22 protein-coding genes are annotated in these 21,322 nt (G+C 42.3%); 12 read left to right on the forward strand and 10 right to left on the reverse strand.

Annotated features, from left to right (window positions below; all coding sequences use genetic code 11):
- Positions 1 to 282: 282 nt before the first annotated feature.
- Entirely contained in the window at positions 283 to 1,152 is an 870-nt protein-coding gene (locus B3D47_RS04920) for an alpha/beta fold hydrolase (protein ID WP_286860281.1), read from the reverse strand.
- A 116-nt stretch (positions 1,153 to 1,268) separates the two neighbouring features.
- On the opposite strand from B3D47_RS04920, the gene B3D47_RS04925 reads away from it, so the two are divergent.
- Positions 1,269 to 1,727, forward strand: a complete 459-nt coding sequence (locus tag B3D47_RS04925) for a hypothetical protein (protein ID WP_286860284.1) — start codon at positions 1,269 to 1,271, stop codon at positions 1,725 to 1,727.
- 109 nt (positions 1,728 to 1,836) lie between these two features.
- Here B3D47_RS04925 and B3D47_RS04930 read toward each other — a convergent pair whose 3' ends face one another.
- Both B3D47_RS04930 and brnQ read right to left on the reverse strand, forming a co-directional pair.
- Positions 1,837 to 2,052, reverse strand: coding sequence for a hypothetical protein (locus B3D47_RS04930; RefSeq protein ID WP_004893017.1), 216 nt, complete (start codon positions 2,050 to 2,052; stop codon positions 1,837 to 1,839).
- Between the two features lie 586 nt (positions 2,053 to 2,638).
- A complete protein-coding gene (brnQ, locus tag B3D47_RS04935) occupies positions 2,639 to 3,925 on the reverse strand; it encodes a branched-chain amino acid transport system II carrier protein (RefSeq protein ID WP_005222381.1) in 1,287 nt (428 codons plus the stop codon).
- 349 nt (positions 3,926 to 4,274) lie between these two features.
- On the opposite strand from brnQ, the gene map reads away from it, so the two are divergent.
- On the forward strand, positions 4,275 to 5,069 hold the full coding sequence (gene map, locus B3D47_RS04940; protein ID WP_286860285.1) for a type I methionyl aminopeptidase: 795 nt from the start codon (positions 4,275 to 4,277) through the stop codon (positions 5,067 to 5,069).
- 359 nt (positions 5,070 to 5,428) lie between these two features.
- Here map and B3D47_RS04945 read toward each other — a convergent pair whose 3' ends face one another.
- From B3D47_RS04945 to B3D47_RS04960, 4 genes are all read right to left on the reverse strand, one after another.
- On the reverse strand, positions 5,429 to 6,328 hold the full coding sequence (locus B3D47_RS04945) for a LysR substrate-binding domain-containing protein (protein ID WP_286860288.1): 900 nt from the start codon (positions 6,326 to 6,328) through the stop codon (positions 5,429 to 5,431).
- An 83-nt stretch (positions 6,329 to 6,411) separates the two neighbouring features.
- Positions 6,412 to 7,119 (reverse strand): SIR2 family NAD-dependent protein deacylase, encoded by a 708-nt coding sequence (locus B3D47_RS04950; RefSeq protein WP_005222375.1) that lies wholly within the window; start codon positions 7,117 to 7,119, stop codon positions 6,412 to 6,414.
- 17 nt (positions 7,120 to 7,136) lie between these two features.
- Complete coding sequence (locus B3D47_RS04955; protein ID WP_004893031.1) at positions 7,137 to 8,066, reverse strand: alpha/beta fold hydrolase; 930 nt, start codon at positions 8,064 to 8,066, stop codon at positions 7,137 to 7,139.
- 24 nt (positions 8,067 to 8,090) lie between these two features.
- Positions 8,091 to 8,642: a PadR family transcriptional regulator gene (locus tag B3D47_RS04960; RefSeq protein WP_004893032.1), complete on the reverse strand. Its 552-nt coding sequence runs from the start codon at positions 8,640 to 8,642 to the stop codon at positions 8,091 to 8,093.
- A 167-nt stretch (positions 8,643 to 8,809) separates the two neighbouring features.
- On the opposite strand from B3D47_RS04960, the gene B3D47_RS04965 reads away from it, so the two are divergent.
- The 3 genes from B3D47_RS04965 (at position 8,810) to B3D47_RS04975 (ending at position 12,734) form a co-directional block, all read left to right on the forward strand.
- On the forward strand, positions 8,810 to 10,834 hold the full coding sequence (locus B3D47_RS04965) for an NADPH-dependent 2,4-dienoyl-CoA reductase (protein ID WP_163171241.1): 2,025 nt from the start codon (positions 8,810 to 8,812) through the stop codon (positions 10,832 to 10,834).
- A gap of 272 nt (positions 10,835 to 11,106) precedes the next feature.
- Complete coding sequence (locus B3D47_RS04970) at positions 11,107 to 11,511, forward strand: nuclear transport factor 2 family protein (RefSeq protein WP_286860295.1); 405 nt, start codon at positions 11,107 to 11,109, stop codon at positions 11,509 to 11,511.
- A gap of 74 nt (positions 11,512 to 11,585) precedes the next feature.
- Positions 11,586 to 12,734, forward strand: a complete 1,149-nt coding sequence (locus B3D47_RS04975; RefSeq protein WP_286860297.1) for a YheT family hydrolase — start codon at positions 11,586 to 11,588, stop codon at positions 12,732 to 12,734.
- A gap of 24 nt (positions 12,735 to 12,758) precedes the next feature.
- On the opposite strand, the gene B3D47_RS04980 is transcribed toward B3D47_RS04975, so the two are convergent.
- The gene (locus tag B3D47_RS04980) at positions 12,759 to 13,193 is read right to left on the reverse strand and encodes a hypothetical protein (RefSeq protein WP_008304156.1); all 435 of its coding nucleotides are present in this window, start codon (positions 13,191 to 13,193) and stop codon (positions 12,759 to 12,761) included.
- A gap of 227 nt (positions 13,194 to 13,420) precedes the next feature.
- Between B3D47_RS04980 and B3D47_RS04985 the strand changes: the two genes are divergently transcribed.
- From B3D47_RS04985 to B3D47_RS05015, 7 genes are all read left to right on the forward strand, one after another.
- Positions 13,421 to 15,061 carry a CTP synthase gene (locus B3D47_RS04985; protein WP_286860302.1) on the forward strand — a complete coding sequence of 547 codons (1,641 nt, stop codon included), beginning with the start codon at positions 13,421 to 13,423 and terminating at the stop codon, positions 15,059 to 15,061.
- A 30-nt stretch (positions 15,062 to 15,091) separates the two neighbouring features.
- Entirely contained in the window at positions 15,092 to 15,949 is an 858-nt protein-coding gene (gene kdsA / locus B3D47_RS04990; protein ID WP_286860304.1) for a 3-deoxy-8-phosphooctulonate synthase, read from the forward strand.
- Between the two features lie 60 nt (positions 15,950 to 16,009).
- On the forward strand, positions 16,010 to 17,299 hold the full coding sequence (gene eno / locus B3D47_RS04995) for a phosphopyruvate hydratase (RefSeq protein ID WP_286860306.1): 1,290 nt from the start codon (positions 16,010 to 16,012) through the stop codon (positions 17,297 to 17,299).
- A 13-nt stretch (positions 17,300 to 17,312) separates the two neighbouring features.
- A complete protein-coding gene (locus tag B3D47_RS05000; RefSeq protein WP_004815804.1) occupies positions 17,313 to 17,699 on the forward strand; it encodes a septum formation initiator family protein in 387 nt (128 codons plus the stop codon).
- Positions 17,668 to 18,381, forward strand: a complete 714-nt coding sequence (gene ispD / locus B3D47_RS05005) for a 2-C-methyl-D-erythritol 4-phosphate cytidylyltransferase (RefSeq protein WP_286860308.1) — start codon at positions 17,668 to 17,670, stop codon at positions 18,379 to 18,381. Before B3D47_RS05000 ends, ispD begins: the two co-directional genes overlap by 32 nt.
- A 101-nt stretch (positions 18,382 to 18,482) precedes the next feature.
- Entirely contained in the window at positions 18,483 to 19,619 is a 1,137-nt protein-coding gene (gene rodA, locus B3D47_RS05010) for a rod shape-determining protein RodA (protein WP_004815808.1), read from the forward strand.
- A 115-nt stretch (positions 19,620 to 19,734) separates the two neighbouring features.
- Positions 19,735 to 20,088 carry a hypothetical protein gene (locus B3D47_RS05015; protein WP_286860312.1) on the forward strand — a complete coding sequence of 118 codons (354 nt, stop codon included), beginning with the start codon at positions 19,735 to 19,737 and terminating at the stop codon, positions 20,086 to 20,088.
- A gap of 106 nt (positions 20,089 to 20,194) precedes the next feature.
- Here the strand turns inward: B3D47_RS05015 and yddG are convergent, their stop codons facing one another.
- Both yddG and B3D47_RS05025 read right to left on the reverse strand, forming a co-directional pair.
- Positions 20,195 to 21,079: an aromatic amino acid DMT transporter YddG gene (yddG, locus tag B3D47_RS05020; protein WP_286860315.1), complete on the reverse strand. Its 885-nt coding sequence runs from the start codon at positions 21,077 to 21,079 to the stop codon at positions 20,195 to 20,197.
- A 144-nt stretch (positions 21,080 to 21,223) separates the two neighbouring features.
- Positions 21,224 to 21,316, reverse strand: a complete 93-nt coding sequence (locus B3D47_RS05025; RefSeq protein WP_414631722.1) for a cyd operon YbgE family protein — start codon at positions 21,314 to 21,316, stop codon at positions 21,224 to 21,226.
- Positions 21,317 to 21,322: the final 6 nt, after the last annotated feature.

The following is a 21,322-nucleotide window of genomic DNA, read 5'->3' on the forward strand; positions in this document are numbered from 1 at the left end:
CATTTTCTATGGGTAAAAATAAGGTTGCCGCTTTCTGTCATGGCAACATGATTTAAAGAATAGGGAGACTGACTAGATAGATGAATAAAAAAAGAACTTGAGAAGCTAAATAGCTTAGAAATAAGGATAAATGATCGAAAACGGTGAAAAATGATTTGTTTTGGTGCATTTTTCTTTCATGGATAAGTTCTGAATTATTTAATCTTTTGAGTTAATTTTAAAATAAAAACCATCAGGTTGGGTTGCAGGCCTGATGGTATAAATCAGCAATTTGAAAAAACATCAGATTGAAGCTATTTCCCGCTCAATCACAGGCCATAAATTCTGATGGCTACGTTTAAACATCAACATATGACCAATGGCCTTATGCGCATAACTTTTAGGTTTGAGCTCAATCATCTGGGTTTTTGCGTTCGGGTATAAACGCAATAAATCTTTTACATTGGCTTCAGTGGCGATTTCATCATCCGAAGCCCAGATTGATGTGATCGGGCAGGTGATCTGGGCATGATAGTCATGTGCCGGTGAGATCTTTTTACCAATCGCATTGATGACATAACCCGGTTTACTACAAAATTCTGCCCATTCACGTGCCACATCTTTTGGCAGGTTTTCACCCATACCAATCGCTTGGGTTGGGCCATAGCCTTTGGTGATACGTGCCAATGGGAAAATGATATTGAACATCACTGGCGCTAGTAATTTGGTGCGGCCCCTTAAACCTTTAATATGACCCGTCGATCCGGCAATTGCCACGACTTTTTCCACTTTGACATAGTTTGGGACAATACCCAGCAGCTGTCCACCAGCACTATGACCAAGTAAGATGACCTTTGCTGCCTGAGTTTTAGCTAATAGCGCATCTATCGCAGCCGGAATGTCCAGTTGTCCCCATTGCACAATACTGGCTTTAGACTGCTTAACCGAACCTTTTAAAGATTCCCCAATACCTCGAAAATCAAATACCATTACGGCATAACCCTGAGCTTGCAGCCAACAGCTAAAAATATGATAAAACTGTTTGGTAATGCCAGTCGCAGGACAAATTAATATGGGAGATTTCTTACTTTCAGTCTCAGTGACTGGATAAAAACGTGCACTTAATTGATAGCCATCCTTGCACTTAATGGTCAATGTTTCAAATTCGGACATGCGCTACACTATATTTTTGGGATCATTATCAAGAATTAATCTACACCAGTTCCGGGCAGGAGCGGTTTTAAAACATGACTAAAAAGTCAAAATAATGAACATAATGGAATTAGGATATGCAGCCAATCGAACTTAGTCTGGCAGTTAAACTGGCAATTTTATTTAGTGGAATTTTCTTATGGGTAGGGATGCTGACAGGAGTGTTGAAATATCTGCAGATCCGCAATTCAGCCCAGTCACGGGCACATTATTATGTCGATATTGCCCATCGTAGCAGTTTGTTGTATGCACCAGCCACACTAATTCTTGCGGTATTGGCTTATTATTCTCAATTTTCAGAAACTATAAATCTGATCTGTGTAGTATTGAATCTGGCTTTTTTCAGCTTCTCAATTGGGGCTTATATTCTGCATGGCGTGCTGAAAGACACCACCAACCAATTCAAAAAACCGCATCAATTGGGCAAGGTTCAGTTACCGGGCATATTAATGACTTTGGCGATGATCGGGTTAATTGTGGCAGAACTAGGTGGAACAGGAATCTTACTTTGGGGCGCAACACAGGGGCTGTTTTAGATTATTTTTATTCTGATTGGAAGGAGAAATACTTGAATTGGACTTTTCTTTTTCTTCTACCACATGGATGAGTGGTCAAGTCATCCATGTGGTTCAACATCAAGGTTAATTAGCGATATTTCTGGTCAATGACCACCCATAGGTAAAATGCAGCCGAGACGATCAGCGCATACGCTAAATACTCTGGCTTTAAATTGCCTTGAATTACGCAGTGAACGATTAAAGTCAACATTAGCGCAAAGGTAGTGCTTAGAAACACCACAAGGTTAGAATTGGCTTTAAGAGCGTCAATGAAGACTTGCTTTTTGAAATGTACTGATAACATCTCCATCCCTCCTATTTTTAGTGTTATTGATGTCCAAAACTGAGTGGATTGATCAGAATTGAACATACAGTTGTACTTCGAATACCAGAACTTTTCAATAGCTCCGGATGACTGTTCTGGTGAAATACAGCAACTTTAGTCGTAGAGCTATAAAAATTGTCAAAGTACAGTAATTTACCTGGACCATTTAAATGCTTAAATTAGGGTTTAAGGCGGTGTTGGGTGATAAAACTTAAATGGCACAAGCAGAAAAATGCAAATTTTACGCCAAAATATGTAGTTTACTCGGCAGAGAATGTAAGCACGTGTATGTGGGATGCTGAAGAATTATAAAATTTGTTAGAATATTGATATAAGTAAATGAAATTGAATAATTTTGGAAATGATTAGGGTAGTTTAGCTAAACGAATGGTTAAATTGTGTATCAGCTAAATTTTTATCTACTTTTAATTGAGCGCTTGCTTAGCGATAATCATGCAGTGAATTGAACCAATAAATGTCCGTTTGGGTAAAACCTGACAAATATTGATCACGCTTAAATCGTATTCTGGGTAAAAAGACGATTTATTGACACTGCGCAGAAAGATTAGTTTCTGATACGGTCAATCACAGCTGAAATCACGAGAACAATCAGGGCTGGGATAAGCCATGCCATGTTTTGCTCAGAAAGCGGCAAATTCTGAAGTGCAGCAGGTAAATCAAAACCGGCAACTTTAAGACCATCAAATATACCGAAAATAAATGCAACCAGTGTGGTTGGTGCAACAACTTGAGCGGGCTTTTTAAAGAAATGTCCACAGAAACTCAGCAGGATCACTGCAATTGCAGGCGGATAAATCGCGCTCAGTACAGGCACAGAAACGGCAATCAGTTTGGTCAAACCAAGGTTTGAAATCACCAGCGAGAAGCCAACCAAAACAAATACAAAGGCTTTGTATGGTAAACGGGTAATCGATGAGAAATATTCAGCACATGCACAGGTCAGGCCGATCGCAGTTACCATGCAGGCAACAAAGATCATGATTGCAAGGAAATAGGCACCCATATCACCAAAGGCATGTTGTACGTAAGCATGCAGAATAATCGCACCATTGGCAGCATTTGGGGCAACTTCATGACTACCCAGACCCAATTTAAACAGGCTAAGGTAAACTAGGGTTAAGCCGATCCCGGAAATAATGGCAGCATTTACCGCATATTTGGTAATCAGCTTACGGTCAGTGACCCCACGAGAAGTAATTGCACGCACAATCACGATACCAAAGACCAAGGCACCCAAAGTATCCATAGTCAGATAGCCATTGACGATGCCTTCAGTGACCGGGCTAGAAACATAATTACCAATCGCAGCAGGTGGATTACTGGCAGGAATAAGAACTGCAGCTACACCTAAAATGACCAAGGCAATAATTTTCAATGGAGACAGGAAGTAACCCACAGTATCCAGAATTTTATTTGGGTACAGCGAAACCAGTGTCACTACAGCAAAATAGATCACACTATAGATCAGCAGATTACTTGGCTCATTACCAAAATAAGAGGAGAAACCAATTTCATAGGAAACGGTTGCAGTACGTGGTGTTGCGAATAAAGGTCCAACAGTGAGATAACAAACCACGGTCAGTAAAAGACTTGCGGCTTTACCTAAAGGTGAACTTAAGATCTGGATTGAACCTTCAACACGAGACAGTGCCACGATGGTGATAACAGGCAGGCCAACTGCAGTAACCAGGAAACCTAGAGCAGCTAACCATACATGCTCACCGGCTTGTTGAGCCACAATCGGTGGAAAGATAATGTTGCCGGCACCGATGAACAGTGCAAAGGTCATAAAACCTAAGGCAACAATATCCCGAGTACGGAGACTTGTCATAGAGGGAGAATAAACGCACAAAAGAAAGCGATTTTAAAGGAAATATGCTGATTTTTGGAGCACCTTTTGGCTTGAGCCTCGATGAATTTCCTTGAGTAATTTTCTGTTTAACTGATAGGTAGAACTTTGGTGAAAATAAATTTATGAATTCAATCAAATAAATTTATAATTCATAAAAATCATCATAAATTATCAATATTTTTAAAAAATCCTGAATAGTTTTATTTGTTTAATCTATAAGCAATACATGTTTTAAATATACATTTTCCGATCACTGTTATTGAAGGAATTCACCGCATCTTTCGAAAAAAGGGTCTATAATTCAATGATTGACCAAGAGGATGAACACATGAGAGCTTCGACGATAAGTCTTAAAACTGAACAGGATATCGAAAAACTTCGTATATCGGGCCGTCTGGCTGCTGAGGTTTTAGCAATGATCGGAGAGCATGTGAAGCCAGGTGTCACGACAGAATACCTGGATGACATCTGTAATGATTTTATTGTGAATAAACTCCATGTTATTCCGGCGAATGTGGGGTATTACGGTTATACCAAGACTACCTGCATTTCACCTAATGAAGTGGTGTGTCATGGCATTCCATCAGCAACTACCGTATTAAAAGATGGCGATATCATCAATATCGATGTTGCGATTATTAAAGATGGCTATTTTGGTGATACTAGTAGAATGTACTATGTTGGTACGCCTTCGGCTGAAGCGAAAAAACTGGTTGAAACCACTTATGAAGCAATGGTCGCCGGTATTCATGCGGTTAAACCGGGTGCAACCTTGGGTGATATCGGTTATGCAATCCAGTCTGTGGCACATCGCGAAGGTTATAGTATCGTACGTGAATACTGTGGTCATGGCATAGGTAAGGTGTACCATGAACAGCCAAACATTCTGCACTATGGTCAACCGGGTCAGGGTCTGGTGCTAAAAAAAGGCATGGTATTCACTATTGAGCCAATGGTGAATCTGGGTAAAGCGCGTGTTAAAGAACTTAAAGATGGCTGGACAGTGGTGACTGCAGATAAATCGTTATCTGCGCAGTGGGAGCATATGGTTTATGTGACTGACACTGGCTTTGAATTGTTATCTCCATGGCCAGAAGGCACGGGCTCTTATCCTACAATTTAAATAAGAGACAAATCTCTGATTGTGAAACACTGATTTTTAAAAAATCAGTGTTTTTTTTAATTGTAAATGAGCATACACATACGTTTTCAAAACAATACAAAATACTACGACTTGTAGTGGTGCAAATGAGATTCATTCTCTATATTTATATGAGTTAGATAGATAAGTTGTATCAATCTCTTTTATTTATTCTTGCTCGTATAATTAACTGATTAAGAACCAAGAGAACGATCTAAGCGATATATTTTTTGATTTACAGAGTAAATATTGTTACCCCTTAATGCTGTAGTGACTCTGACTAGCTCATCCTCCTTAGATGAGCTTTTTTTTACCTATCTATTAATAAGTACAAATTCATATTAGTTGTGATGCAGGTGCTCAACCAGATAATCGATAAAGACCCGAACAGCAGGTAACAAGCCACGACGTGACGGATAAACCATATGGAAAATACCATGTGCTGCTTTCCATTCCGGAAGTACACGTACCAGTTCACCACGTTCGACATATTGCTGCACGACGTTATCAGGTAACAGGGTAATACCACACCCTGAAGCAGCCAGTTGTGCCAGCATGCTTAGATCGGAGCCCAGTACTGTTGGCATAACGCGGATCTTTTTCTGTTGTTGAATATGATTGTGTAATATCAAAAACTGTTCAGTATGTTCATCCGCCATGCTCAGGATTTTATGCTCGGACAATTCTTCCGGATTTTTCAGATGACCAAATTCATTCAGATAGCCCTGACTGGCAAATAGATGCTGTTCGATCTGGTCAAACTGACGGATTACCAGATTTGGATCATCATCCAGACTGGAACGGACGCGTAGGGCAATATCAAAACCTTCATTGATGATATCCACACGACGGTTCGTGACCATCATCTGAATTTTGATTTCAGGATATTGTTTCAGGAATGCAGGGAGAATCCGCGCGATTTCGTTTTGTGCAATGGATACTGGCAGGCTGAGTTTAATAATGCCGCGTGGTTCAGTACTGAGATGATCGACCAGATCATGGGCGGCTTGGGCGGCACTGAGCATAACCTGGGCATGACGGTAAATGTTCATACCGATATCAGTCACAGCAAAATGACGTGAGCTACGTTGAATTAGCCGAACACCGAGACGTTCTTCCAGATTATAAACCCGGCGACTGAGTTTGGATTTGGGAATGTCAGTGGCGCGTTCTGCTGCACTAAAGCCACCATGTTCCACCACTTGGGCAAAACAATAAAAGTCATCCAGATCTGTCAGCATGAGTTCATTCCATATACGCAACAATAAGGTGATTAAAGAATTATTGTTGCAATGTGTCAATGCTGACTTTGTCTTTTTATTGACTATCTAGCTTCATTGAGCAATTTATCTTTCAGATATTGCATGCCTTGGGTAGCAGTCATGGCAATTTTCTCAAATTGAGGAGGTAAGTGCTGCTGATTGGCTTTAGGATCAATATAGTAAGCGCTGCAATTTGATGGAATCTCATGAATCAAGCCAGCAACCGGATAAACCTGCAAGCTGGTACCAATCACAATAAAAATATCAGTATTCTGCACACAGTCCTGTGCTTCTGCATAAGCAGGTACAGCTTCACCAAACCATACAACATGCGGACGCAGTGGATAGCCATCTGTACAGAGGTGTTTATTAAGATCCAGTTCAGCTCCATCAATTGGATAAAACTCGGTGGTGTATTGCGCTTTTGGTCCAGACGTTTTTGCCAGCCGGATATTGCCATGCAGGTGAATGACTTTTGAACTTCCAGCACGTTCATGTAGATCATCAATATTCTGGGTAATCACATGTATGTCATAAGCAACTTCCAATTCAGCAATCATTTGATGCGCAGCATTGGGTTGTGCAGCCAGAATCTTTTTGCGCCGTTCATTATAGAAGCGCTGTACCAGTTCGGGATCACGTCGCCATGCTTCTGGTGTTGCCACATCTTCTACGCGATGCTGTTCCCAAAGACCATCACTGTCGCGGAAGGTATTGATTCCGCTTTCAGCACTCATACCTGCACCAGAAAAGACCACCAGTTTTTTCATTTTGTTTCTTTTTTCCTCTAAGCTGCGTGATTGCTGTGCTTAGCACTGGCTTTTAAGAATGCCGCGATTTCCTTGCTAAATTTTACCGGTTCAGTCAAAAGTGGAGTATGCCCGGATTTTTCAAAACGTACCTGTTTGGCATGTGGAATGCTTTGGGTAATCAGGGTTTGACCTTCAACTGGATAAAGTTTGGATTGTGAGCCGCTAAGGAAAGTCACCGGGCATTTTAGTTTTTGAATCGCCGCACGGTAATCTTCTCGATGGTAAAGATAATTATTGATATACCAGGCCATATAGTCGACCCGGTTTGATGGTAATAGCAGACTTTGCAGGCGTGGCTGATTCATAATCCATTCAAAGGCTTTCAGGCTGTATTTATTGTTATTTTGCAAGCCAATAAACTGCAGCCAAAGTTTGGCAATCTGATGGCGAGTGTTACTGTCCAAATCTTTAATGTATTTTACATTCTGATGTGGTGCCAGTAATTCTGAAATCTGGGTCAGAATAGAAATAAATACCGGATGATGTTCACCAAACAGGCCATAGCCCCAACTGTCATCTACCGGGATTTTTGGGGTCTGGTCAATATGCAGATAAGCAGTGATATGCTCGGCGAAATCAGCATAGTGCATACCATGCATGGCCGTAGTAGCACCCATGGAATATGCAATCACCATCACCTTATCAAGATGTAATTGCTGGATTACCGACTGCACATCCAGCCAGTGACTGGAAATCGCATCCATATCTGGAATCTTGCAATCACTGGAAGCACCAAAACCGCGCCACTCCGGAATAATAAATCTGAACTGATGCCGATGCGGATAGAGGAAAGCCGCCCATTGCCAGCTCAACATCCCCAGGCCGGACAACACCAGTACCGGCTGACCCTGTCCATATTCGCGTACAAAAAGCATTTCGCCATCGGGCATTTTGTAATATGACATCGACTGAGTCCTTATTTTTATATGCTAGCCAGCAGCTGCATTATTAAATTGTTTTAATTTTGGAATCATGATTTCTAACCAGCTAATCCAGCCTACTTCCAGATCGATACCCAGTTGCAGAATCATTTTATGAATATACAGTGTGCGGTTATTTTCGTCAGCTGTTGCAAAATCTTTGGCAAAAATCTGTCGGTAAATATTCAGTTTTTCCCGGTGCAACTCTAGGTGCCTTTCCAATTCTGGCAAAATAGTATTGCTGCCCATTTGGGCTTCAGCACGTAAGCGTACCATTAGTTCTTCACGCAGTTGAGCCGGTGGACTTTGTTCCAGCATCCAGTTGGCCAGTTCTTCACGTCCTGGACGTTCTACCTGATAAGTCTTTTTACGTGAACCGCTATCTTCATCTTCTATGGTAGAGATCCAGCCTTTTTGTAACATGGCATTCAGTTCACGATAGATCTGCTGATGGGTGGCATTCCAGAAAAAGCCCATCGAACGGTCAAAACGGCGTCCTAACTCAATACCGGTACTTGGTTTTTCCAGTAAACTGGTCAATAGAACATGCGATAAAGACATAAACGTCTCAAGAAAAATGACTCGAGATTATTATGCAACATGTTGCATAAAAATCAATTCTGAACTATAAATTAATGCAACAAGTTGCATAAAAGCTGATGACTGAGGGGAATTTCACATCAGCCGATATAAAAATAGCCAGCTGACAGGCACGCTAAGGAGTCGAAATGTCAAAGTATCCGCATTTACTTGCCCCATTAGATCTGGGCTTTACCACATTAAAAAACCGGGTTCTGATGGGTTCTATGCACGTTGGGTTGGAGGAAGCTCCAGGTGGTTATGATCGTATGGCGGTATTCTATGCTGAACGTGCCAAAGGGGGGGTGGCCCTGATTGTGACTGGTGGCATTTCGCCAAATGATCACGGTGTGACTTTCCAAGGCGGCTCCAAGCTCGACACGATAGAAGAAGCTGAAAAGCACAAGGTAATTACTCAAGCAGTGCATGAAGCTGGCGGCAAGATCGCCATGCAGATTTTGCATACCGGACGTTATTCCTATCAGGCTGAAAATGTGGGGCCGTCTGCGATTCAGGCGCCAATCAATCCGGTCAAACCGCATGCCTTAACTTCGAGTGAAGTCCAGCAGACTATTGATGATTTTGCCAACTGTGCACGCTTAGCCCAATATGCCGGTTATGACGGTGTGGAAATCATGGGATCGGAAGGCTATCTGATCAATGAATTTATTGCCGCGCGTACCAACCACCGTGATGACGAGTGGGGTGGCAGTTATGAAAACCGTATCCGCTTCCCGATTGAAATTGTGCGTCGGACCCGTGAAAGCGTAGGTGAGAATTTTATTATCATCTATCGTCTGTCCATGCTGGATCTGGTTGAAGGTGGTTCAACGCTGGAAGAAGTGATTCAGCTGGCACAGGAAATCGAAAAAGCAGGTGCAACGATTATCAATACCGGGATTGGCTGGCATGAAGCGCGTATTCCAACCATTGCGACCAAAGTGCCACGTGCAGCTTTTACCTGGGTAACTGAAAAGCTAAAAGGTTCAGTCAAGGTTCCTTTAATTACCTCAAACCGTATCAATACCCCAGAAATGGCAGAATATGTCCTGGCTGCCGGTCATGCGGATATGGTTTCCATGGCGCGGCCGATGCTGGCGGATGCAGAGTTTGTGGTAAAGGCGGAGCAGGGCCGTAGTGATGAAATCAATACCTGTATTGGCTGTAATCAGGCTTGTCTGGATCATATTTTCTCGATGAAAATTGCGACCTGTCTGGTTAATCCGCGCGCCTGCTATGAAACTGAACTGATTTTTAAAGAAGTGTCTACACCAAAAAATATTGCAGTAATTGGTGCGGGTCCAGCTGGTTTAAGTTTTGCGATTTATGCTGCAGGTCGTGGTCATCGTGTTACTGTCTTCGAGGCATCTAATCAGATTGGCGGTCAGTTTAATATTGCCAAAACTGTTCCAGGCAAAGAAGAATTCTACGAAACCATTCGTTACTTTAAACGCCAGATCGAATTGCAACCCCGTATTCAGCTCAAACTGAATCATACAGCGACTTTTGAGCAGCTGGTATCTTCAGAATTTGATGACATCGTCGTAGCGACTGGGGTGAATCCACGTCAGCTGGATATTCCAGGCATTGATCATCCAAAAGTCCTGTCTTATCTGGATGTACTAAAAGAGCGTAAGCCTGTGGGCCAGCATGTTGCCATTATTGGTGCAGGCGGTATTGGTTTTGATACAGCGGAATATTTAAGCCATGAAGGTGAAAGTGGCAGCGTTAATCCGCAGAAATTCTATGATGAATGGGGAATCGATACCGATTATGACAATGTTGGTGGTTTAAAACAGCCAAGTGTAGAACAGCCAAGTCGTGAAATTTACTTGATGCAGCGTAAAGCAAAATCCGTGGGCGCAGATCTGGGCAAAACAACCGGATGGATTCATCGTACAGGCCTGAAACACCGTCACGTAAAAATGATCCCTGGTGTCAGCTATGAAAAAGTGGATGATCAGGGCTTGCATATTACAGTCAACGGTCAGCCAACGTTGCTTGAAGTAGATAATGTCATCATCTGTGCAGGTCAGGAATCTTATACTGCCATGTTTGATGAACTGAAACAGTCAGGCAAGAGCGTGCATCTGATCGGGGGGGCTAAAGAAGCCGGTGAACTGGATGCCAAGCGCGCGATTCGTCAAGGTGCTGAATTGGCAGCAGTGATTTAAAAATATTAAAAACTGCATTTCCGTTTTTTGTTTGCAAACTAAGATTTGTAGTGATGTAAACAAATGGATATGTAATTTTCCCTCTCCTTTAATAAAGGAGAGGGTTAGGGAGAGGATTTAACTATTAAATATATGACTCCCCCTTGCGAAGTAGAACTTCTCACCTTTAAAAAAGGGCGAAACTGCTTTCTAACAGAAAGGGGATCATATTTAAAGGCATCAATCTTTAGCGTTTCTATGCGGAAATTTAAAAAACAACAAAGGACCCAAAAATGACTCTACAAACCACCAAAGCTTCACTCGCATTCTGGCACGAAATGTTGGAAAGCCGTGACATGAATATTCTGAATGAATTACTCGCAGATGAAGTGGTATTTCGTTCACCAGTGGCATTTAATCCATACTCAGGTAAGCCTGTAGTCTTTTTTATTTTGACTAATGTGATTCAGGTCTTCGAGAACTTTACGTATCACCGTACTTTCTGTTCAGAAGACGGTAACCATGTTGTACTTGAGTTTTCTGCCAATGTGGGGGATAAGAAATTAAAGGGTATCGATATGATTCAGTTCAATGATGAAGGAAAAATTATCGACTTCGAAGTGATGATTCGGCCGAAGTCAGGTCTTGAAGCGCTTGCTGCACAAATGGGACAGCGGATGATGGCCTTCCAAAACTAGTCTGATTCAGGAGCCATCATATAACCCGGCATGAAATTTGTAAGTCACTGAAGGACAACTGGATGGAAAGACAAATGAAAATGTTGATAAAAAAAGTAGTTCAGCTTTCAGGTGAATATTTGGACCGTGTGATTGGTGCGGACACGCCTACTTTATATTACAACCCAAATGGCGTATTTCAGAACCTGATTGATCATTTACCACAATTAAAGCAAAAATACCGTCCTACACCGTGGCTATGCAATGCGCATGCCCATATTCTGTATTTTGACTTGATCAAAAAGAAAACTATCAAACTAAAATATGATGCAATTGAGCAGCTGAACATGTCTGATGGCGGAATCACTGGTATTGCCTGGTATGGACTCGACCTGCCAGTAGATACGCCAACGATTGTTTTACTGCATACCATTACCGGTTCACCAGAATCAATGGGTGAGCTGGTCAGAGATCTGCATCTGTACACGGGTTGGCGAGTGGCATTATGTTTACGCCGTGGTCATGCCAATTTGCCGATGCCTGTTCCGAAAATGAACCTGTTTGGCTCCACTCAGGATTTACGTGAACAGTTACTTTATATTCAGGATAAATTCCCGCAATCTGAACTATATGGTGTAGGTTCTTCCGCTGGCACAGGTTTGTTGGTACGCTATCTGGGAGAAGAGGGTGAGCAAACTCCACTCAAAGCAGCCTTTGCACTGTGTCCGGGCTATAACACTGAAAGTGGTTTTGCTTATGTGCATCCATTTTATAGTAAGGTTATGGCTAAAAAATTACTGAAAAAATTTATTCATCCTTATCAGGACACCTGGAAAAATATACCTTCCTGGGAGCAGATTCTTTCCGTTCAAAATCTGGCCGATTTTGAGAAGCTGTATTTTCAGCTGGCTGGCTATGAAGACTATGAAACCTATACCAAGGCCACGAACCCAATTTATGTCTTTGAAAATGTCAAAATCCCATTGATGATTCTGAATGCAGAAGACGACCCAGTCTGTCATATTAATAATCTGCATCCATATAAAGACCGTATCCGTGCCATGCCGAATATTATTGTAGTTACTACGAAAAGGGGCAGTCATTGCGGTTTTTATCAGGGCTTAACCAGAACTGAATCATGGGCTACTCGTCTTATGGCACAGTATCTGAAGCAGCTTTCTATGGCCGCGGCAGCAATAGAAGAAGCAGAACCTGAATACGTAGCATTAAAAAACCCAGCATAAGCTGGGTTTTTAACTGAAAAATAATCAGTTTTCAAGTGCTGGCGTAGCAGCTGCAATGGCTTCTGCCACAGCATCATCCTCTGACTGTTCTGCACCTGAATTGGTTTTAGGCTTGTATTCAGTCTCAGAATCCTGGGTGTTTGGTGCTTGAGCAGGTTGTGATGCTGCCGGTGCTGTAGCAGGAGTACTTTGAGCAGGTCGAGTTTCACGACGAATTTCAGTTGTGGTATTCGGCGTTTCTTCACGAATCACTTCAACTGTTTCAGGAATTTCCTCAATTAAAGGCTGATCTTGTTCTGCTGGTTCCAGTGTTTCGAAATTCGGCTGTTCTACTGGGGTTGCTTCCGATGCTGCAGCAACTTCAGTCTGTTCCTCTTCCTTTGGAGCTTCTTTCTTTACACATGCAGTAAGTAAAAGTCCGGTTGCAAGCGCGCCACAGATTAAAAGTTTCTTATTCATCATTACTTCATAGGTAAATGTAGAGGGGATTACAATATTATAGCAGTAAATTAGCAGATAGAAATGATCTGAACTTACTCTAATTTTTTATCGGAAATGCTGCTAGAATAGTCAATTGTTTATTGTTCTTTGAATTGATGCGGATTGACTTTGCTTTCTAGGTGCAAGGTAAAGTAAAATTGCGCAACATTGCAGGCCTATTTAGGCTCGATTGTACGAGAAACCCAATGACCCATTTTATTTTCGTTACTGGTGGTGTTGTATCATCACTAGGTAAAGGTATTTCAGCTGCTTCTGTTGCTGCACTTTTAGAAGCCCGTGGTTTAAAAGTGACCATGGTAAAAATGGATCCATACATTAATGTCGATCCGGGGACCATGAGCCCATTCCAACATGGTGAAGTTTTTGTTACAGAAGACGGTGCTGAAACAGACTTAGACTTGGGTTACTACGAACGTTTCTTACGTCGTGCGAAAATGACCAAACTGAATAACTTCACATCAGGTCGTGTTTACCAGGATGTTCTGAATAAAGAACGCCGTGGTGACTACCTGGGTGGTACTGTGCAAGTTATTCCACACATTACTGATAATATTAAAGAACGTGTACTTCGCGCTGGTGAAGGTTATGACGTTGCGATCGTTGAGATCGGCGGTACAGTAGGTGACATTGAATCTCTCCCATTCATGGAATCTGTACGTCAGTTAATGGTTGAACTTGGTCACAAGCGCACGATGCTTATGCACTTAACGTTACTCCCATACATTAAGTCTGCAGCAGAATTAAAAACCAAACCAACACAGCACTCTGTTAAAGAACTTCTGTCGATTGGTATTCAGCCAGACATTCTGATCTGTCGTACTGAACACGATGTTGATGCAGATACTACGCGTAAAATTGCACTGTTCACTAACGTTGAAGCACGTGCCGTTGTGGTATGTAAAGATGCACGTTCGATCTACCAGATTCCACGTACTTTCTATGAACAAAATGTTGACGATTTAATCTGTGAACGTTTTGGTTATAACGACCTTCCTGAAGCTGACTTAACAGATTGGGATAACGTTGTAGAAGCTTTACTGAACCCTGAATACACAGTGCGTGTTGCAATGGTCGGTAAATACGTTGAACTTCCAGATGCATATAAATCTGTGAATGAGGCACTTTTACACGCAGGGATTCAAAATCGCGTTAAAGTTCAGATCGACTATGTTAATGCTGAAGAGCTTGAAAGTCAGGATGTAAGCGAAGTACTGAAAGATGCTGACGCGATCCTGGTTCCAGGTGGTTTCGGTGAACGTGGTACTGAAGGCAAGATGCAGGCAATTAAATACGCCCGTGAAAATGGCGTACCGTTCCTGGGCATCTGCTTGGGTATGCAGTTGGCAGTAATTGAATATGCACGTAACGTTGCCGGTATTGCTGACGCAACCTCGACTGAATTCAACCGTTCAACCAAATCTCCATTGATTGGTCTGATCACTGAATGGTTAGATGAGCGTGGTGAAGTGCAACAGCGTTCTGTAGATTCTGACCTTGGCGGTACAATGCGTCTAGGTGCACAGAAGTCTGAACTGGTACCAGGAACCAAGACTGCTGCTGTGTACGGCTCTGATGAAATCATCGAACGTCACCGTCACCGTTACGAAATGAACAACCGTTATATCCCAGTGCTGGAAGAGAAAGGCATGAAGATTTCTGGTTATTCACCAGTACAACATTTAGTAGAAACTGTTGAAATTCCTGAACATCCTTGGTTTATTGCGGTACAATTCCATCCGGAATTTACAAGTTCACCACGTGATGGTCATCCATTATTTGCTGGCTTTATCGACGCTGCGAAAAAACAGCATCAAAAAGCGCAATAATCGGTGTCAGGACACAACTAGGAAGTTTAAATGTCGCAGTTAAAACCACAAGAGATTGTATGTTTAGGCGATATACAAATGGCAAATCATTTGCCATTTGTACTATTCGGCGGGATGAACGTACTCGAGTCCAAAGACTTGGCTTTTGAAATTGCAGAAACTTATGTAGATATCTGTAAACGTTTGGGAATCCCATACGTATTCAAGGCAAGTTTTGATAAAGCCAACCGTTCAAGTTTGAACTCTTTCCGTGGCCCAGGTCTGGAAAAAGGTCTCGAGTGGTTAGCGGACATTAAAAAACACTTTAATGTGCCGATCATTACCGATGTACATGAGCCGTATCAAGCAGCTCCTGTGGCAGAGGTTGCCGACATTATTCAGTTGCCGGCTTTCTTAAGTCGTCAGACTGATCTGGTTGAAGCAATGGCAAAAACCGATGCTATTATCAACATCAAGAAAGCGCAGTTTCTTGCTCCACATGAAATGCGCCACATTCTGCACAAGTGTCTGGAAGCCGGAAATGACAAGCTGATTCTTTGTGAGCGTGGCTCTGCATTTGGCTATAACAACCTGGTTGTAGACATGCTGGGCTTCGACATCATGAAAGAAATGAATGTGCCAGTATTCTTCGATGTGACCCATGCGCTGCAAACGCCGGGCGGTCGTGCTGATTCTGCGGGCGGTCGCCGGGCGCAAATTACCACTTTGGCTCGTGCAGGTATGGCCACTGGTCTTGCTGGTTTATTCCTGGAAGCTCATCCAGATCCTGAACATGCCAAATGTGATGGTCCTTGCGCACTTCGTATGTCGCAACTTGAGCCATTCCTGGAGCAGCTGAAAGAATTGGATACCTTGGTCAAAGGTTTCAAAAAGCTAGATACACACTAAATTAGATATATATTGATGCCTTCTAAAGCATCGCGTTATTCATCAACTGAGGAATTGTTCATGAGTCAAATCGTTGACATTCGTGCACGTGAAATTTTGGACTCTCGTGGTAACCCAACCATCGAAGCAGACGTAATCTTGGCATCTGGCGTAGTTGGCCGTGCATGTGCACCATCGGGTGCTTCAACTGGTTCTCGTGAAGCTTTAGAACTTCGTGACGGTGATAAATCACGTTACTTGGGTAAAGGCGTTAAAACTGCTGTTAACAACGTTAACACAGTAATTCGTGATGCATTATTGGGTAAATCAGTCTTTGAACAAAAAGATATTGATAACACCATGATCGCGCTTGACGGTACGGAGAACAAAGAAAAACTAGGTGCAAACGCAACTCTGGCTGTATCTTTGGCTGCTGCACGTGCTGCTGCTGACGAAAAGAAAATTCCTCTTTTTCAATATATCGCAGACCTTCGTAACAACAGCATTTTAACCATGCCTGTTCCAATGATGAACATCCTGAACGGTGGTTCACACGCGGACAACAACGTTGACATTCAAGAGTTTATGATTGAGCCTGTAGGTTTCACTTCATTCTCTGAAGCACTTCGCGCTGGCGCTGAAATCTTCCATTCACTTAAATCAGTACTTAAAAAACAGGGTTTAAATACTGCTGTTGGTGATGAAGGTGGTTTTGCTCCGAACTTACGTTCAAACGAAGAAGCGATCACTGTTATTCTTGAAGCAATTGAAAAAACTGGCTACAAAGCGGGTTCTGACATCATGCTTGCGCTTGACTGTGCGTCTTCAGAATTCTACAAAGATGGTCAGTACATTCTTGCAGGTGAAGGCAATAAAGCATTCACAAGCAACCAGTTCTCTGACTACCTTGCAGGTCTGGTAAATCAGTACCCGATTATCTCGATTGAAGATGGTCTGGATGAATCTGACTGGGAAGGCTGGTCTTACCTGACTTCGATTCTGGGTGACAAGATCCAGCTGGTTGGTGATGACCTGTTCGTTACGAATCCTAAGATTCTGCAACGTGGTATCAACGAGAAAGTAGGTAACTCTATTCTAATCAAGTACAACCAGATCGGTACTTTGACTGAAACTTTAGATGCAATCTACCTTGCAAAAGCAAACGGTTACTCTACTGTAATTTCTCACCGTTCAGGTGAAACTGAAGATTCAACTATTGCGGATCTTGCAGTAGGTACAGCAGCAGGTCAAATCAAGACTGGTTCACTTTGCCGTTCTGACCGTGTAGCGAAATATAATCAATTACTTCGTATCGAAGAATTGACTAATGCTGCATATCGCGGTAAAGCTGAATTCAAAGGTTTGAACTAAGCGATTATCGTTGATGTTAAATGTATTCGACTCTTTGATGAGTAAAGTACTGTTGGGCCTTGCGATCCTTGTGATCGCAGGGTTTCAATATTTATACTGGTTTGGTGAGGGTGGCTATCAAGACCATCAGGCACTGACACAGAAAATACAACAACAAGTAGAACTGAATGAAGAGCTGAAAGAGCGCAACCGTGTGCTGGCAGCTGAAGTTTATGATCTGAAAAATGGTGATCAAGCCATTGAAGAACATGCACGTCTGGATCTGGGTTTAATTAAGCCGCATGAGACTTTTGTGCAGATGAGTACTATCAGTACCCAATATAAACCGATTTATCTCGATCAAAATTCTAAAGTAGACCTGCGTACCAATGAGTCAGCTGAAAATTCAAGCACACCATAAATTATGGGCTATCATTCCAGCTGCAGGTTCGGGTAGCAGATTCTCTAAAACAGAACTAAAGCAATATCAAATGATTCAGGAGCGTACTGTTCTTGAACATACGGTTGCACGTCTGAATCAACTTCCGCTGACCGGTTATGTGTTGGCGATCGGTAGTCAGGATGATGTTGCTATAACCTTGCCATTTTCAAATCAGGATAAAGCCCATTTTTGTGCCGGCGGTACAGAGCGGGTCAATTCTGTCCTCAATGCCTTAGCTTACCTAACTGAAATCACTTCAGAAGAAGATTGGGTATTGGTACATGATGCGGCACGTCCATGTGTCAGTCAAAATGCATTGATTGATCTGGTCAATACGGCGACTGAAACTGATCAAGCTGCTATTTTGGCAATTCCAGTCCGCGATACCTTAAAGCGCGTCGTACAAGGTCAGGATATCGAAACTACAGTAGACCGTTCGACTCTCTGGCAGGCTCAAACACCACAAATGGCCAAACTAGGCCGGTTAAAACATGCCATTGAACAGGCATTACAAGATGGTGCCAATATTACCGATGAAGCCAGTGCACTTGAGCATGTAGGTGAAACCGTACGTGTGGTACAGGGGCGATCTGATAATCTCAAAATTACCTATCCGGATGACCTAGAACTGGCTCGTCTGATTCTGGCAGCACAAGCCTAAATTTATTTGAAGAAATACATAATAAATAGAGCACTGGCGATCAATTCTCCGCTGCTTTCACTTATAATTTCGCCATTGTTAGTTTTGAACCTTTTGTCACAATGATACCTTCACAGCAGTATCGTTTTTTACGACAATCCGCACGTGATGGATTGAGTATAAAACACGATTCCTCAAGATGGACCAAGCTACATCTGGACCCGTGGTTGCTATGCTTCCTGTTACTGAATGCTGCCTTGGGGTTGATGGTAGTTTATAGTGCGACCTCTGAAAACTCAGGCATGGTGATCCGTCAGGCGATCAGTTTTGGTGTCGGTTTTGTGGTGATGTTTATCTGTGCGCAGGTTCCGCCAAAAGTGTATCAAGCCGCAAGCCCGTATTTTTATGCCTTCGGGATTTTTATGCTGCTGCTGGTCTTTGTGATTGGTGAAAGACGACTCGGAGCAACACGCTGGATTACTTTGCCGGGCGTGGGAAGTATGCAGCCGAGTGAAGTGATGAAATTTGCCATGCCACTGATGATGGCTTGGTACTTTGCCCGCAAACCATTTCCACCGAAGTTTATGCATATTGTTGGTGCCTTGATTTTACTAGGTATTCCATTTGTGCTTGTGGCATTGCAGCCTGACTTGAATATCGGTCTGGTGATTCCGGGGATCTTTGTTTTATTTCTGAGTGGTATGTCCTGGCGCTTGATTGGCGGTGCAATGGCAGCATTAGCTGTGGTCGCACCATTAATGTGGATGTTCTTGTTACAGGAATATCAGAAAAAACGTGTCCTGACGCTATTTGATCCTGAATCGGATGCACTCGGTGCAGGCTGGAATATTATCCAGTCTAAAATCGCCATTGGTTCTGGAGGAATGACTGGCAAAGGTTATTCGCAAGGGACACAGTCACATCTGGGTTATCTGCCAGAGCATCATACTGACTTTATTATGTCGACTTATGCCGAAGAATTTGGTTTTATCGGTGTATTTTTATTATTTAGTCTGTTTACCGCTATTATTATTCGTTGCTTAATGATCGGAATGAACAGCTTTCATAACTTTGGCCGTCTATATGCGGGTGCTACAGGTCTAACCTTTTTCTTTTTCGTATTCCTGAACTCAGGCATGGTGAGTGGTATCCTTCCAGTGACAGGAGATCCATTACCACTGATGAGTTATGGCGGAACCGCTGTGATTTCTTTGCTCGCCGGTATGGGTATTGTGATGTCAATCCATACCCATCGCTAAATAATAGAAGAAAAGAAAATGCCAGATTTATTCTGGCTTTTTTATTGCTTGAGATTTTATGTTATAAATATTCAATAACTTAGATAAATAACTATATTTGCATATTGGGGTCGAGATGAAGAGGTTAATGCTGGTGATTGGACTTGTAGGATTGTCAGCAACTGTATGGGCAAAGCCATTGAGTTCAGCGGAATTTAAATCTCAAGTTAAGCAACATTATGATGCATTAGAATTGAAACAGGCTGCACTCAATGTGTCGGTGGATCGTCGTGAGCATCCAGCAATTATGATTGCGAAAGCATGTGAATATTCTAGAGGTCTAAAACAGCTTAAACAGTTTTCCGAACAAAATCTGCATCTGGCTGAAGCCAAGGATGAACTGCAATTTATTCGTTCATTGGATACAAGCTTTAATCAGTCCTTCATTGATTTGGGTATTACTTATGAAATGGGGTGCCTAAAACGGTAGGAGGTGAATTCTACCTATACGGTTCACAAAGGCTATAAAGACGCTTTAAAAATGGCATTTTTATTTGATTAAAAGTTAGGCTTTGCATTGGTTGGTTTTTTCCGGTCTATGATTTTGCTTTAGTCGCCATCCAGCAAAGCAGTGAACCAAAACACACCATCAATGCACCTTTCCAGAAGCTGAAGGTTAATTGTGTGCTCAAAATCAATGCTGAAACCACAGAAGAAAAAACCGGGATAAAGTATGAAGCTGTTGCCAATACAGTCACATTTCCATGCATAATTCCGATATTCCATGCCCCATAGCCAATGCTCATTGCAAAAGCAGCTAATACCAGATAAATGCTGGAATTCAATTCGAAATTCGGTATGGGCTCAGCAGAGAAAATCCATTGGGTCCATAGTACAATCGACACCCAAATAAAGAATAAGGTAATACCATTTTTACCATTGGCAGCACGAGCAGTCAGGGTACAATAGGCAGCCCATAGAAAGACACCGGTTAAAGCCAGTCCATAACTCAGTGGATTGGCCTGTATATTGGACAGCATTGTTTTAAAGCTAAATCCAGCTTCACCACCAAGCACCAGACAGATCCCTGCCACAGATAAACATATCCCGGGAAAGATAAGAAAATTGGCTTTTTGCCTGTTAAAAATAATTGAAAATAGAATCGTGGCTGTCGGCCACAGATAATTCACCATTCCGATTTCTATGGCTTGTCTGTTATTGCTTGAATAACCTATAGACAGGGCAAGACAAATTTCATAAGCCACAAAAAGCAGGCTTCCCCAAATCAGATATTTAAGGGGGAATTCTTTCAGATGTGTCCAGCCAAATGAGAACAATAGAATAATCGAGGCGCATGAATAGATTAACGCAGCTCCCCCGATCGGTCCAAAGTAATGACTGACTTCTTTGATGAGAGCAACAATGAGACTCCATAAGAAAACTGCCGTAAGACCAATCAATGTCGCTTTGTTTGAGTTCATTACTCTTGTTCAGGATAAATTTAGAAGATAGTTTAGGCCAAAATTGATAAAAATATCATTGTTCTTTTTAAAAATATGAGAGTAAAGATCTTGTATTTATCAAATTTAAGCTCTCCGAAAAGAGCTTAAATTTTGTTTGAATGCTCAGGCGATGAACCAGGTGTAATAGCCCCAGATCATTAAAGGCCATGCTAAAAATGGACTAAAGAGCCATTTCCAGAACCAGTGGCGTGGCATAAAGCC

It is taken from the genome of Acinetobacter sp. UBA3461 (genome assembly GCF_002381195.1).
Taxonomy (GTDB): domain Bacteria; phylum Pseudomonadota; class Gammaproteobacteria; order Pseudomonadales; family Moraxellaceae; genus Acinetobacter; species Acinetobacter schindleri.